At 74.7% G+C, this 13,420-nt stretch carries 17 protein-coding genes; 9 read left to right on the top strand and 8 right to left on the bottom strand.

Translation table 11 applies throughout. The features are described from left to right. The first annotated feature begins 41 nt into the window (after window positions 1-41). From GXB85_RS03670 to GXB85_RS17770, 4 genes are read left to right on the top strand one after another with little or no spacing between them, the layout of a single operon-like run. Entirely contained in the window at window positions 42-401 is a 360-nt protein-coding gene (locus tag GXB85_RS03670) for a hypothetical protein (protein WP_161916295.1), read from the top strand. After that, window positions 398-820, top strand: coding sequence for a hypothetical protein (locus GXB85_RS03665; protein ID WP_370523988.1), 423 nt, complete (start codon window positions 398-400; stop codon window positions 818-820). The genes GXB85_RS03670 and GXB85_RS03665 overlap by 4 nt, the downstream gene beginning before the upstream one ends. A gap of 10 nt (window positions 821-830) precedes the next feature. Then, window positions 831-1,850 (top strand): quinone-dependent dihydroorotate dehydrogenase, encoded by a 1,020-nt coding sequence (locus GXB85_RS03660; protein ID WP_161916293.1) that lies wholly within the window; start codon window positions 831-833, stop codon window positions 1,848-1,850. After that, window positions 1,847-2,113, top strand: coding sequence for a hypothetical protein (locus GXB85_RS17770; protein WP_202627540.1), 267 nt, complete (start codon window positions 1,847-1,849; stop codon window positions 2,111-2,113). Before GXB85_RS03660 ends, GXB85_RS17770 begins: the two co-directional genes overlap by 4 nt. Here the strand turns inward: GXB85_RS17770 and GXB85_RS03655 are convergent. After that, window positions 2,095-3,555 (bottom strand): PLP-dependent aminotransferase family protein, encoded by a 1,461-nt coding sequence (locus tag GXB85_RS03655; protein ID WP_370523987.1) that lies wholly within the window; start codon window positions 3,553-3,555, stop codon window positions 2,095-2,097. The genes GXB85_RS17770 and GXB85_RS03655 overlap by 19 nt on opposite strands. Window positions 3,556-3,616: 61 nt before the next feature. Here GXB85_RS03655 and GXB85_RS03650 point away from each other — a divergent pair, with 61 nt between their 5' ends. Together GXB85_RS03650 and GXB85_RS03645 are read left to right on the top strand one after the other, a co-directional pair. After that, entirely contained in the window at window positions 3,617-3,781 is a 165-nt protein-coding gene (locus GXB85_RS03650; protein ID WP_161916291.1) for a hypothetical protein, read from the top strand. Beyond that, window positions 3,775-4,488 (top strand): YitT family protein, encoded by a 714-nt coding sequence (locus GXB85_RS03645; RefSeq protein WP_370523986.1) that lies wholly within the window; start codon window positions 3,775-3,777, stop codon window positions 4,486-4,488. The genes GXB85_RS03650 and GXB85_RS03645 overlap by 7 nt, the downstream gene beginning before the upstream one ends. A gap of 43 nt (window positions 4,489-4,531) precedes the next feature. Here the strand turns inward: GXB85_RS03645 and GXB85_RS03640 are convergent, their stop codons facing one another. Together GXB85_RS03640 and GXB85_RS03635 are read right to left on the bottom strand one after the other, a co-directional pair. Next, window positions 4,532-5,542: an aldo/keto reductase family protein gene (locus GXB85_RS03640; protein WP_161916290.1), complete on the bottom strand. Its 1,011-nt coding sequence runs from the start codon at window positions 5,540-5,542 to the stop codon at window positions 4,532-4,534. 77 nt (window positions 5,543-5,619) lie between these two features. After that, window positions 5,620-6,216 carry a DUF3043 domain-containing protein gene (locus GXB85_RS03635; protein ID WP_161916289.1) on the bottom strand — a complete coding sequence of 199 codons (597 nt, stop codon included), beginning with the start codon at window positions 6,214-6,216 and terminating at the stop codon, window positions 5,620-5,622. 86 nt (window positions 6,217-6,302) lie between these two features. On the opposite strand from GXB85_RS03635, the gene GXB85_RS03630 reads away from it, so the two are divergent. Beyond that, window positions 6,303-7,676, top strand: a complete 1,374-nt coding sequence (locus GXB85_RS03630; protein WP_161916288.1) for a dipeptidase — start codon at window positions 6,303-6,305, stop codon at window positions 7,674-7,676. A gap of 26 nt (window positions 7,677-7,702) precedes the next feature. On the opposite strand, the gene GXB85_RS03625 is transcribed toward GXB85_RS03630, so the two are convergent. Genes GXB85_RS03625 through nadA form a run of 3 tightly spaced genes read right to left on the bottom strand, consistent with a single transcriptional unit; the run spans window position 7,703 to window position 10,073 of the window. Beyond that, a complete protein-coding gene (locus GXB85_RS03625; RefSeq protein ID WP_161916287.1) occupies window positions 7,703-8,233 on the bottom strand; it encodes an acyl-CoA thioesterase in 531 nt (176 codons plus the stop codon). Between the two features lie 17 nt (window positions 8,234-8,250). Next, window positions 8,251-8,847, bottom strand: coding sequence for a DJ-1/PfpI family protein (locus tag GXB85_RS03620; protein WP_161916286.1), 597 nt, complete (start codon window positions 8,845-8,847; stop codon window positions 8,251-8,253). Between the two features lie 17 nt (window positions 8,848-8,864). Next, window positions 8,865-10,073 carry a quinolinate synthase NadA gene (gene nadA, locus GXB85_RS03615; protein ID WP_370523985.1) on the bottom strand — a complete coding sequence of 403 codons (1,209 nt, stop codon included), beginning with the start codon at window positions 10,071-10,073 and terminating at the stop codon, window positions 8,865-8,867. Between the two features lie 103 nt (window positions 10,074-10,176). Between nadA and GXB85_RS03610 the strand changes: the two genes are divergently transcribed. Together GXB85_RS03610 and erpA are read left to right on the top strand one after the other, a co-directional pair. Beyond that, entirely contained in the window at window positions 10,177-11,379 is a 1,203-nt protein-coding gene (locus GXB85_RS03610) for a glycerate kinase (RefSeq protein WP_161916284.1), read from the top strand. 131 nt (window positions 11,380-11,510) lie between these two features. Continuing rightward, window positions 11,511-11,861, top strand: a complete 351-nt coding sequence (gene erpA, locus GXB85_RS03605) for an iron-sulfur cluster insertion protein ErpA (protein WP_161916283.1) — start codon at window positions 11,511-11,513, stop codon at window positions 11,859-11,861. 27 nt (window positions 11,862-11,888) lie between these two features. Here the strand turns inward: erpA and GXB85_RS03600 are convergent, their stop codons facing one another. Next, window positions 11,889-12,170: a sulfurtransferase TusA family protein gene (locus GXB85_RS03600; RefSeq protein ID WP_161916282.1), complete on the bottom strand. Its 282-nt coding sequence runs from the start codon at window positions 12,168-12,170 to the stop codon at window positions 11,889-11,891. 17 nt (window positions 12,171-12,187) lie between these two features. Further along, complete coding sequence (locus GXB85_RS03595; RefSeq protein ID WP_161916281.1) at window positions 12,188-13,324, bottom strand: aminotransferase class V-fold PLP-dependent enzyme; 1,137 nt, start codon at window positions 13,322-13,324, stop codon at window positions 12,188-12,190. Window positions 13,325-13,420 lie beyond the last annotated feature (96 nt).

Here is a 13,420-nt window from a genome sequence, read left to right as displayed (position 1 = left end):
AGCCCGGCGACGACCAGGCCCAGGCACGTATCCTCGTCGCCGTGTGGACCCCCCTGGCCGTCGCGGTCGTCGCCCTCAGCCTCGTCCTCGCCGGGTGGGCCGCCTGGCGCACGCTGCGGGACCAGCCCGTCGTGCTGCGTCAGCTCCTGCTCGGCGCCGCGGTCGAGGCGGTCCTGCTGGCGCAGGTGGTGGTCGCGGTGGTGCGCAGCGCCGGCGGCGACGGGCCGGCGGACGCGTTGACCTTCTGGGGCTACCTCGTGACCACGCTCGCGGTGCTGCCCGTGGCCGCCGCGTGGGCGTTCGCCGAGCGCACGCGATGGAGCTCGGTCGTGCTGCTCGTCGCGGCGCTCACCGTCGGGTTCCTCCAGTACCGCGTGCTCCAGGTGTGGGTGGGCGCGTGAGCGCGCCCGCCTCGACCGGGACGGGAGCCGGCCGCGTCGTGGTCGCCGTGTACGCCGTGCTCGCCACCGCCGCGACCTTCCGGTCGGTGGTGCAGATCGCGCGTGACCTCGACGAGGCGCCGCTCGCGTACCTCCTCTCGGCGTTCGCCGCAGTCGTCTACGTCGTCGCGACGGTCGCGCTCGCCCGGGGTGGGCCGACGGCGCGTCGTGTCGCGAGGGTCGCGATCGTCACCGAGCTCGCGGGCGTGCTCGTGGTCGGGGCGCTCTCGATCGCCCGGCCCGAGCTGTTCCCCGACGCGACGGTGTGGTCAGGGTTCGGTCAGGGGTACGGCTACGTACCTCTCGTGCTGCCGCTCGTGGGGCTGTGGTGGCTCCGCCGGACCCGGACGGCCCGGCCCGACGTCGACCCGGGCCGCTAGGTTGGCGCACGTGTACCGCGTGCTGTTCACCCACGTCCTGCGGCGGCTCGACCCCGAGCTCGCGCACCACCTGGCCTTCGGCCTGATCCGGCTCGTGGGTGCGGTACCTCCGCTGCGCGCCGCCGTACGACGACGCACGGCGACCACCGCGCCCGCGGTCGAGGTCCTGGGCGTCCGCGTGCCGGGCCGCCTGGGTCTCGCCGCGGGCTTCGACAAGGACGCGCGCGGCGTGGTCGGCCTCGCGATGCTCGGCTTCGCCTTCGTCGAGGTCGGCACCGTCACGGCGCGCCCGCAGCCCGGGAACCCGGCTCCTCGCCTCTGGCGCGTGCTGGACCAGCGGGCGCTGCGCAACCGCATGGGCTTCAACAACGAGGGGGCCGAGGCCGTCGCGGCCCGGCTGCGTCGGCTGCGCGCCTCGCGTGCGGGCAGGGAGCTCGTCATCGGTGTGAACGTCGGCAAGAGCAAGGTCACGCCGGTGGACCAGGCTCCCGCCGACTACGCGACGAGCGCGGGCCTTCTCGCGCCCTTCGCGGACTACCTCGTGGTGAACGTCTCGTCCCCGAACACGCCGGGCCTGCGCTCGCTCCAGGACGTCGAGCTGCTGCGGCCCGTGCTGACGGCGGTCCGGGCGGCTGCGGACGGTGCCGTGCCGCGCGGGCAGCACGTGCCCCTCCTGGTCAAGATCGCACCCGACCTCGCGGACGCGGACGTGGACGCGGTCGCGGACCTGGTCGGCGAGCTGGGGCTGGACGGCGTGGTCGCCGTCAACACCACGATCGCGCACGAGCTGGGCGAGGGCGGGCTCTCGGGCCCGCCGCTGCTCGAGCGAGGGGTCTCCGTCGTGGCCCGCCTGCGTGCGCGGCTGGGCGACGGCCCCGCGATCATCGGCGTGGGCGGTCTCACGACGGCGGACGACGCGCGGCGCTACCTCGCCGCGGGGGCGGACCTGGTGCAGGGCTACACCGGCCTGATCTACGAGGGCCCGTTCTGGGCCGGGCGGCTCAACCGTCAGCTCGCGGAGCCCGCGTGACGGCGGGGTCGGCGGTGCCCCGGCCGCTCTGGACGTGGGGGATGCTCGACGACGCCCAGGCGCCGCTCGACCGACCTTTGAGCCCGACGTTCACCAACCGCTTCGACGCCGAGGCCTGGGTGGGTGAGCGGTGGCGCGAGCTCGTCCGGGACGGCGTCCGCGCCGTCCGGCTGTGCCACCAGGGCGCCCCGGTGGCCCCGGTGATGCCGCTGCGCTCGCGTCTCGCCGCCGACGACGACGCGGGTCAGACCACGGGCTCCTGAGCGGGGACGGGGCGTCGACGACCCGCGGTGCCGAGCGTCCGCCACGCGAGCGCGAGGCGCGCGACGCCCTCCTCGAGCTGCTCGGGCGGCAGCGCGAACGGCAGGCGCAGCCGGTCCTCGAACGAGCCGTCGACGCCGAACGCGGGGCCGGGGACCACCCGCACGCCGTGGCGGAGGGCGAGCTCCGCGAGCTCGGTCGACACGGGGGCGCCCAGGTCCGCCCACATCGACAGGCCACCCGCCGGGAGGGGGACACGCCAGGGCAGGGCCCTCGCGAGCGCTCGGTGCAGCGTGTCCCGCTGGGCGCGCAGACGCGACGTGCGCCCGGGGGCGATCGCGGCGTCGTCGGCGAGCAGCTCGGCCGCGACCAGCTGGTCGAGGACAGCGGTGCTGATGTCGTCCGCCGCGCGGGCGGTGGCCAGGCGCGTGACGAGGTCGCGGTGGGCCCGTACCCAGCCGATCCGCAGCCCGCCCCACATCGACTTGGAGGCCGAGCCGACGACGGCGACACCGCGCTGCGTGCGCGAGCCCGTGAAGCTCGCAGGTGGGTCGCCGTCGAGCGTCAGGTCGGTGAGCGTTTCGTCGCCCACGAGCACGATCCGGTGGCGCGCGGCGAGGTCCCGCACCCGGGCGCGCGCGGCGTCATCGAGACTCGTCCCCGTGGGGTTGTGGTGGTCCGGGGTGAGGTGCACGAGCCGCGGTGCGCTCTGGCGCACGGTGGACTCGAGCAGGTCGAGGTCGAGCCCGCCGGCACCCACCGGGACCGGCACGGGGCGCCCGCCGGCCGCGCGCACCGCGCCGATCGTGTTCGGGTAGGTCGGGTGCTCGACGACGACGCGGTCACCGGGCCCGACGAGGGTGTTCAGGAGGAGGCTGATCGCCTGCTGGGCCCCGCTCGTCACGAGCACCTCGTCGGCTGAGGTCGGGGTCCCGCGCCGGGTGTACCTGTCCGCGATCACCTCGCGCAGCTCGGTGAGGCCGAGGAACGTGTATCCCGTGCTCACGAGGTGGCGGGGGAGCGCCTCGAGCGCCCGCATCGCCGCGCCGTGCAGCTGGGCGGGCGCCGCCGGGGCCGCCTTGGTGAGGTCGATCAGCGACGTGTCCGCGTCGTCGTGGGAGAACAGCGAGAGCGCGCCGGCGGTGGGTCGTGGCCCGCTCGGGATGGTCGAGACGCTGCCGGATCCCCGGCGGGTCGAGACGAAGCCCTGCTCGCGCAGGCGCTCGTAGGCGGCGGCCGTGGTGGTGCGCGAGACGTGGAGCGCGGCCGCGAGCTCGCGCTCGCTCGGCAGGCGGGTGCTCAGGGGGAGCGAGCCGTCGAGGATCGCCCGGCGCACCCCCTCGGCGAGGGCCAGGTACGCGGGCCCCTCGCCGTGGCGTCCCACGAGTCGTGCGAGGGCGGGCGCGGCGATCCGACGGTCCGCGGGTCCACGTGTCGGCTGCACCAGGCCACTCTTGCTCAAGTGGCTATGGATGGCAAGGCCAGTTCTCACCGAGCATCGTGGCATGGCCAGTACGCTCGTCCCCGCCGCGATCGGTTCCGCCCTCACGCTGCTCCTGCAGGGGCTGCTGCGCGTCGTCCGCCGTGATGCCGGTGGGCCGCCCGCGGGGACGCGGCACTGGGCTGACGGCACACTCGTGCAGGACGCGCGTACGGTGGGTCGGTGGTGACCTCGGGAGGCCTGCGGCGGGCCGTGCAGCTGCTCGCGGGTCTCGTGCTCTACGCCGCGTCGATCGCGATGCTCGTGCACGCGTCGCTCGGCAACATGCCGTGGGACGTCCTGAGCCAGGGGCTCGGCCGACGGCTCGGCTGGAGTCTCGGCACGGCCACGATCGTCGTGAGCGTCGCGGTGCTCGCGTGCTGGATCCCGCTGCGCCAGCGGCCCGGTGTCGGGACGGTGGCGAACGTGCTGGTCATCGGCCTGCTCGTGGACCCCTTCCTGCGGCTGCTGGGGCTGCTGCCCGAGCTCGGCCTCGTCGCACGCGTCGCCCTCACGGCGGGCGGGGTGCTGCTCAACGCGGTCGCGACGGCGTGCTACATCGGGACGCGGCTCGGTCCGGGGCCACGGGACGGTCTCATGACGGGCCTGGTCGCGCGCACCGGGTGGTCGGTGCGCACGGTGCGCACCTCGATCGAGGTGCTCGTGGTGCTCGTCGGCTGGGTTCTGGGCGGCACCGTCGGGCTGGGCACGCTCGCGTACGCCCTCGCGATCGGTCCCCTGGTGCACGTGCTCCTGCCGCGCTTCACCGTGCCGTCCGGCGCGCGGCTCGCGCCCACGCGGGCGCCTCGGGAAGGGGTCGCGGACGACGACGGCGCCGACCGGACCCAAGACCAGGTCGCGGACGACGCCGTCGTGCAGGGGCGGCCCAGGCGCTGAGCCCGGACTGCCTCCCGGGCAGTGGCTCAGCGCCGGGCGGGCCTCACACCGGGCGCTTCGCGGGCGCCGTGCGCTCCGTCATCGCGGGGTCGCGCACCACGACGTCACCCAGCACCTCGTCGATGCGGGCCATGAGGCCGGGCGGGATCTCGACGCCCGAGGCCTTGACGTTCTCGTGCACCTGCTCGGGTCGTGACGCGCCGATGATCGCGGCCGCGACGTTGTCGTTCTGCAGCACCCACGCGATCGCGAGCTGCGCCATCGACAGGCCGAGCTCCTCGGCCACCGGCCGCAGACCCTGCACGGCCCCGAGCACGTCGTCGTTCATGAAGCGCTCGATCATCTTCGCGCCGCCCTTGTCGTCGGTCGCACGCGAGCCCGCCGGGGGCTGCTCGCCCGGCCGGTACTTGCCGGTCAGCACGCCCTGCGCGATGGGGGACCAGACGATCTGCGACACGCCGAGCTCGCGGCTCGCAGGGACCACCTCGCCCTCGATGACCCGCCACAGCATCGAGTACTGCGGCTGGTTCGAGATGAGCTGGACGCCCAGGTCCTTGGCGAGCGCGTGACCCGCGCGCAGCTGGTCCGCCGTCCACTCCGACACGCCGATGTAGAGGGCCTTGCCCTGGCGCACGACGTCGGCAAACGCCTGCATCGTCTCCTCGAGCGGCGTCTCGGTGTCGTACCGGTGCGCCTGGTAGAGGTCGACGTACTCGGTGCCGAGGCGGCGAAGCGAGCCGTTGATCGACTCCATGATGTGCTTGCGCGAGAGACCCACGTCGTTCGGGCCCTGGGGCCCGGTGGGCCAATAGACCTTGGTGAAGATCTCGAACGACTCGCGCCGCTGACCGGCGAGGGCCTCGCCCAGGACGGTCTCCGCGACCGTGTTCGCGTACACGTCGGCCGTGTCGAACGTGGTGATGCCGGCGTCGAGGGCGGCGTGCACGCACGCCGTCGCGGCCTCGCTCTCGACCTGGGAGCCGTGGGTGAGCCAGTTGCCGTAGGCGATCTCGGAGATCTTCAGACCGCTGCTGCCGAGGTATCGATGCTTCATGCGACCGAGCCTATGCCCAGCATCGGAACGGTTCGACCGGAAGCCCCGCGGGCAGCGGGCACGTCAGCGACTGGGCGTCAGGCGGGCCACTCGCCCCGCTTGACCATCGGCTTGGGCAGGCGCGTGCGCCGGATCTGGAAGGCGCGCAGGATCCCGTACATGAGCGAGCCCTTGGGCACCTTCGCCTCGCCGAAGCGCGCGTTGAGCCGCTTGCGCAGCGTGCGCCCGAGCAGGAACGCGTCGACGATCGTCACGATGACGATGAGGTAGAGCACGCCGACGACGACGAGGCCTGCGGCCGGGTTGTTCGCGGTGAGCAGGGTCGAGAACACCATGACCAGCGACACGGGCAGGAAGTACTCCCCGATGTTGCGGCGCGCGTCGACGTAGTCGCGGATCCAGCGGCGCACGGGCCCCTTGTCGCGGTAGGGCAGGTTCTTCTCGTCGCCCGTCTGCATGGCCTTGTACTCGCGGTCGCGCTGCTCGCGCAGGGCGGCGCGCTGCGCCTTGACGGCGGACTTGCGGTCGACGCCACCCAGCGGGCGTCGTCGTGCTGCCTCGGCCTCGCGCCGCTTGGGCGTGGGGCGGCCCTTGCGCGGCGCACCTGCGGCACCCTCCGTGGGCTCCTCGGGTTCGGGGGTGGCGGGGTCGGCGGACCGGTTGCGCGAGAACACGCGCCCAGGGTAGTCGCTGCCGAGGGCCGTCCGCGGACGCGTCCCGCCCCGCCGCACGTGCCGAGCGCCGCCGGTAGCGTGGCGACGTGACCGAGAACCACAGCCCCGCCCCTGACCTGCACGAGCTGCGCGACCGCGTCGCGGCCGCCTTCCCCGCCCTGCGCGCCGACCTCGAGGGCCTCGTACGGATCCCGTCCGTCTCGAGCCCCTCCTTCGACCAGGCTCACGTGCGTCGCAGCGCCGAGGCCGTCGCGGAGCTGCTGAGCGGCGCTGGGGTCCCCGACGTCCAGGTGCTCACGGCGACCCGTGCGGACGGTCGCGAGAGCGCGCCGGCCGTCGTCGCGCGTCGTCCGGCCCCCGCAGGCGCCCCCACGGTGCTGCTCTACGCGCACCACGACGTGCAGCCGCCGGGGGCCGCCTCCGCCTGGCACTCCGACCCGTTCGAGCCCACCGAGCGCGACGGACGTCTCTACGGGCGCGGGGCCGCCGACGACAAGGCGGGCGTGGTGGCCCACCTGGGAGCCCTGCGCGTGCTCGGCGACGAGCTGGGCGTGGGGGTCGCCGTCTTCGTCGAGGGCGAGGAGGAGATCGGTTCGCCGACCTTCGTGGACTTCCTCACCCAGCACCGTGACCTGCTCGAGGCCGACGTCATCGTCGTGGCCGACTCGACGAACTGGAAGGTCGGTGTGCCCGCGCTCACCACGAGCCTGCGCGGGCTCGTGGACTGCGAGGTCGAGGTGGCGGTCCTCGAGCACGCGGTGCACTCGGGCATGTTCGGCGGCCCGCTGCTCGACGCCCCGACGCTGCTGGCCCGGCTGATCGCGACCCTGCACGACGACGACGGCGCGGTCGCGGTCGCGGGTCTGGTGGTGGCACCCGAGCCCGAGGTCGACTACGACGAGGCCGAGCTGCGCGCGGATGCGTCGGTGCTGCCGGGGGTGCGGCTCGCCGGTGGCGGCACGATCACCGGGCGCCTGTGGACGAAGCCCGCGATCTCGGTGATCGGCATGGACGTCACGACGGTCGCCGCGGCCTCGAACACGATCGCCCCCTCGGCCACGGCCAAGCTCTCGATGCGCATCGCGCCCGGACAGGACCCGGTCGCGGCTGCCGCGGCGCTGCGCGCGCACCTCGAGGGCCACGCGCCGCTCGGCGCTCGCGTGACGGTGCGCGACGGTGAGCTGGGCAAGCCGTTCCAGGCGCCGGGCGACTCGCCTGCGATGCAGACCGCGCGGCAGGCCTTCGCCGACGCGTGGGGGACCGCGCCCGTGGACATCGGCGTGGGCGGCTCGATCCCCTTCATCGCCGACCTGCTCGAGGTGTTCCCCGACGCGGCCATCCTCGTCACGGGCGTCGAGGACCCGGACTCGCGGGCCCACGGCGCCGACGAGTCGGTCCACCTGGGTGAGCTCGAGAAGGTCGTGCTCGCGGAGGCGCTGCTGCTCAGCCGGCTCGCCTGAGAGCTCGTCGCTCGACCGACGTCGCGTCAGGCCGGGCGGTGGGCGACGTCCACGGCCCGGGCCCACGCCGCGACGTCGTCGGGAAGCGGTGGGCTCTGCGGGTCGTGGCCGAGGGCCTGCGCGACGTCGGGCGCCGGGACGCGGTCACCCGTGCGCGCGAGGAAGCGGCCCGCGACGAGACCGCGCGCCACACGGTCGTCGCCCCGCGAGAAGAGCTGCTCGAGGTAGACCACGCGGTGGTCCCAGCCGAGCACGCGCGTCGCGATCTCGAAGCGCTCGCCCAGGCGCAGCGACCGGCGGTAGGTCATCGTCGACGCCGCGACGACCGGGTACCAGCCCCGTCGGGACAGCTCGCCGAACGCGCCGAGGTCCGCGAGCAGGTTGCTCCGCGCCACGTCCATCATCTGCAGGTACACGCCGTTGTTCACGTGCAGGTAGAGGTCGAGGTCGCCCGGGCGTACCCGCAGGTGGGTGGTCGAGACGTCGAGCAGGCGCTGCCCCGGGACGGCCTTGCGCGGGAAGCGCGTCACGCGCGCGAGCTGGATCTGTCGACTCACGACGGCGAGGGTAGCCGTCAGACCGGGGGAGCCGGGTCGTACTGGATCCCGCGCCGCACGCCGCGGGCCGCCTCGACGGACTCGAGCCGTGCGACGAGGTGCAGCGCCATGTCGATCCCGGCCGAGACGCCGGCCGAGGTGATCACGTCCCCGTCGTCGACGAACCGGGCCTCGGTGTCCGCCAGCACGCTCGGGTCGATCTCGGCGAGCTCGTCGAACGCCGACCAGTGCGTGGTGGCCGGACGCCCCGCGAGCAGGCCGGCGGCCGCCAGGACGAGCGCACCGGTGCAGACGCTCGTGACGAGGGGTGTCGTCCGTCGTGTCGCACGCAGCCATGCGAGGTGCGCGGAGTCGTGGACGAGACGGCGGGTGCCCGCACCGCCGGGGTGCACGAGCACGTGCAGCGGGCCGACGTCGTCGGCCGAACGGTCCGGCACCATGCGCAGGCCCTTCGCGAGGACGACGCCGGCGCCGTCGGGCGAGAAGGTCAGCACCTCGGGGTGCAGGGCCGAGTGCGCGGCCCACGAGGCCAGCACGTCCCACGGTCCGACGACGTCGAGCTCCTCGGCCCCGTCGAAGACCAGCACCCCGATACGCAGCGGTGCGGTGGTCACGGAACCTCCACGGGCTCTCAGGCGCCGGGCAGCGCGAGCATCTGGTCGAGGGCGACGCGCGCCCAGTGAGCGTCGTCCGGGTCGACGACGATGCGGTTGACCGTGCGGCCCTCGGCGAGTGACTCGAGCGTCCACACCAGGTGCGGCAGGTCGATCCGGTTCATGGTCGAGCAGAAGCAGACGGTCGAGTCGAGGTAGTGCACGGTGAGCTCGGGGTGCTGCTGCGCGAGTCGTCGTACGAGGTTGAGCTCGGTGCCGATCGCCCACGACGAGCCGGGCTCGGCGGCGTCGAGGGCTCGGATGATGAACTCGGTCGAGCCGACCATGTCCGCCGCCGCGACCACCTCGTGCCGGCACTCGGGGTGGACCAGCACGTTCACGCCCGGTACCGCGGCCCGCACCTGCGTGACGTTGTCGAGCGAGAAGCGGCCGTGCACCGAGCAGTGGCCGCGCCACAGGATCATGCGGGCCTCGTCGAGCTGCTGTGCGGTCAGACCGCCGCCCGGCTTGCGCGGGTCGAACACGACGCAGTCGTCGAGGCTCATGCCGAGGTCCCGGACCGCCGTGTTGCGGCCGAGGTGCTGGTCGGGCATGAAGAGCACCTTGCCGTCACCCTCGGGACCGCCGACACGGTCGAACGCCCAGCGCAGCGCGACCTGCGCGTTCGAGGACGTGCAGACGGTGCCACCGTGACGGCCCGTGAAGGCCTTGATCGCGGCGCTCGAGTTCATGTACGTGACCGGCACGGTGCGCTCGGCGACCCCGGCGTCCACGAGGACGTCCCACGCGTCCTCCACCTGGTCGATCGCCGCCATGTCGGCCATCGAGCAGCCGGCCGCGAGATCGGGGAGCACCACGGCCTGCGAGTCCGCCGTGAGGATGTCGGCCGACTCCGCCATGAAGTGCACACCGCAGAACACGACGAACTCGGCGGACGGCCGGGCCGCGGCCTCGCGCGCGAGCTTGAACGAGTCGCCCGTCACGTCGGCGAACGCGATGACCTCGTCGCGCTGGTAGTGGTGGCCGAGCACGAACGCGCGGTCGCCCAGGGCCGCACGGGCGGCGCGCGCACGTTCGACGAGCCCCGGGTCCGAGGCCGCGGGCAGGGCGCCGGTGCACTCGACGCCGCGCTCGGACTCCAGGTCGGAGCCCTGGCCCAGCAGGAGCAGTGCGCCCGAGGGCGCCGGCTCGACGAACCCGGCAGGAACGGAGGAGACAGCGGTCACGGCGTGATCTTCCCACAGCGACGACGGCGTGCCGAGGGGCGACGCCCCCTCGCGGGCGCGGTGGGGCGTCGGCGGGCGTCCGCACCTGGGGCAGGATGTCCGGGTGCGCATCCTCGTGGCCCCGGACTGCTTCGGCGGAACCCTGACCGCACCCCAGGCGGCCGACGCGATGGTCGTCGGCTGGCGTGCCGGTGCGCCGCACGACGAGATCGCGACGCTCCCGCTCGCGGACGGGGGCCCCGGGTTCCTCGACGCGATCCACCAGGGGCTGGGTGGCGACCTGCACCCCGTGACGGTGCCCGGACCTCTCGGCGAGCCCACGGTCGCGGCCGTCCTCGTGACGGGCTCGCCGTCGGGCCCGGTCGCCTACCTCGAGTCCGCGCAGGCGGTGGGGCTGCACCTCGTGCCGCCAGCACGGCGCGACCCGACGCGCACGTCGTCGGCCGGCCTGGGCCACCTGCTGCGCGCCGCCCTCGAGCTCGGTGCACGACGTGTGGTCGTCGGCCTGGGCGGCTCGGCGACCAACGACGCCGGCGCGGGCATGCTCGCGGCGCTGCGTCCCGGTGACGACGCGCTCGTGGACGGCGGCCTCGCGGACGGCGGGGGAGCCCTCGGCCAGGTGCGGGCCGAGCAGCTCGCGGGGCTCGCGCAGCTGCGTGACGACCTCGCGCACGTCGACCTCGTGGCGGCGGTCGACGTCGACGTGCCGCTGCTCGGCCTGCACGGCGCGAGCGCCGGGTTCGCGGCGCAGAAGGGCGCGAGCCCCGAGCAGGCCCAGGCGCTCGAGCGCGACCTCGGGCACTTCGCGCACCTGGTGCTCGGTGTCCTCGGGCCCGGCGCCCGGGCGGGGACGGGCGGCCTGCGGCTCCCGCTCGCCGACGGCGGTCCGACGACGCGGGATCTCCTCCAGCTGCCCGGAGCCGGTGCGGCGGGCGGTCTCGGGTTCGCCCTCGCGGCCCTGGGTGCGCGCGTCCTGCCCGGCGCGCAGGTGGTCGCGGACGCCGTCGGTCTCGCCCGCCAGGTGGCGGACGCCGACCTCGTCCTCACGGGCGAGGGGACCCTCGACTGGCAGTCCCTGCACGGGAAGGTCGTGCACGCCGTCGCGCAGCACGGCCTCGAGCACGGCGTCCCCGTCGTCGCGGTGGCCGGTCAGGTGTACGCGGGCCGCCGCGAGTGGTCCGCGGCCGGGCTCGCGGGCGTGTACGCGGTCGCGGAACGCCCGGAGGACGTCGACGCGTCCCTCGCGGACCCGGCGGGGACGCTCACGGCCCGGGTGGCGCGCGTGGCGCGGACCTGGTCGCGCTGAGGACGTACCCTGGAGGCAGGTGCGGGAACACCGCACGCCGGAGGGGTGTTGGTACCGACGTCGGCGCGGGCGCCCGCTCCGCTGCACGACGAGCACACGAGCACCTGCCACCACGAGGCTGCGGAGACACGATGAGCGAGACCACCCAGACCGCCACCCACGGCGTCCAGCTGACCGACGTCGCTGCGACCAAGGTGCGCACCCTGCTCGAGCAGGAGGGGCGCGACGACCTCCGGCTGCGCGTCGCGGTGCAGCCGGGCGGCTGCTCGGGCCTGATCTACCAGCTGTACTTCGACGAGCGCATGCTCGACGGCGACGCGGTGCGCGACTACGACGGCGTCGAGGTGATCGTCGACCGCATGAGCGTGCCCTACCTCGAGGGCGCCACGATCGACTTCGCGGACACCATCGAGAAGCAGGGCTTCACGATCGACAACCCCAACGCGGGCAGCTCGTGCGCGTGCGGGGGCTCGTTCGCCTGAGCGCCCCGGGCCGACGGCCCACGAGACTCACGAAGGGTCGGCACCTGCGGGTGCCGGCCCTTCGTCGTCCCCGCCGAGCCGCACGAGCGTGGTCCCGTGGTCGGTGAGGTCCCCTGGGGGCCGGGTCTCGACCACGACGTGCCCACGCATCCGGGCCCAGGCCGGGATGTCGTGCGCGGCCGCAGGATCGGTCCACCGCACGAGCACCGCGCTCCCCGGGGCGAGCCCGGCTGCGAGGCGCGCGAGGTGGATGACCGGCAACGGGCAGCGCAGCCCGCGGGCGTCGAGCTCCTCGGTCCCGACGGGCACCGGTGCGCCGTCCGGGGTCACAGTCCTGCGACGCCGAGCACGCGCCGCACCGCCGCCACGGCCTCGGGCAGCTCGTGGCAGAAGCGGTCCACCTCGTCGTCGGGGAGGTCGCGGGGCAGGGCGATCCGGACGTTGCCGTGCGTGAGGGCGCCCATGGCCGCGAGCACGTGGCTCGGCTCGAGTGTGCTCGACGTGCAGGCCGACCCCGAGCCGACCGCGAAGCCGCGACGGTCGAGCTCGTCCGTCAACGCCTCGCCGTCGACGTACAGGCACGAGAACGTCAGGACGTGGGGGAGGGCGTCGACGGGGTCGCCGAGCACCTCGACGTCGGGCACCGCGGCCGCGGCGGCCCGGATGCGGGCGACCTGCTGCCGCCGGGCCGTGTCCGCGTGCGCACGGTCCTCGAGCACGGCACGCAGGGTGACGGCGGCGGCGAACGCCGCCGGCACGTCGACGCGGCCCGGGAACCAGCGGTCGTCGTCCTCCGGGCGCACGCGACCGGCCCGTACGCGCGTGCGGACGGCGAGCACGGCGACGCCGTCGGGTGCGCCCCAGTCGCCCGGGTCGGCCGCGAGCAGGTCCCAGTGCGGCCCCACGTCGACGTGCCCGAGCGAGGCCCCCGCGTCGACCAGCAGCGGGACACCGGCCGCGGTGGCCGCCTCGTGCGCCGCGGCGACCGGCTGCGACGTGCCGACCTCACCGTTCGCGTGCTGCAGCGCGGCGAGGGCGACCCCCGGTCCGGCGACCGCCCCGCGCCAGGCGTCGAGGTCCACCCGACCGCGGCCGTCCACCGGTACGACGTCGGGCTCCGTGCCGCTCCCGGCGAAGCGGGCCGCCGCGTGCACGGCAGCGCGTTCCACGGCCGACAGCACCGTGCGACGGCCGAACCTGCGGCGACCCTCGACGGCGTGCTCGACGGCGGCGTGCAGACTCGCGGTGTGCTGCGGCGCGAGGTGGACCTCCTCGGTGCGGCACCCGAGCACGTCCGCGAGGGACTCGCGTGCGCCGTCGAGCAGCGCGCGTGCCCGGCGGCCCTCGCTGTGGAGCCGTCGCGGGTCCGCCCAGCCTTCGGCGAGCGCCGCGGCGAGGGCCTGGGTGCCGGCGGGGTGCAGCGGTGCGCGCCCACCCGCGTCGAGGTAGGTCCGTGAGGTCACGGGAGCACGCTAGCGCCCAGGTATCTGACGGCCCGTCGTGACGGCGAACGGTCCCGACGGGCGCTAGGCTGCTCGGGTCGAGGACCAAGGTCCCGG

Origin of the sequence: Cellulomonas sp. APG4 (assembly GCF_009996735.1) — a bacterium.
In the GTDB taxonomy this organism is placed as follows: Bacteria; Actinomycetota; Actinomycetes; order Actinomycetales; family Cellulomonadaceae; genus Actinotalea.
This window is presented reverse-complemented; position numbering and strand designations above follow the sequence as displayed.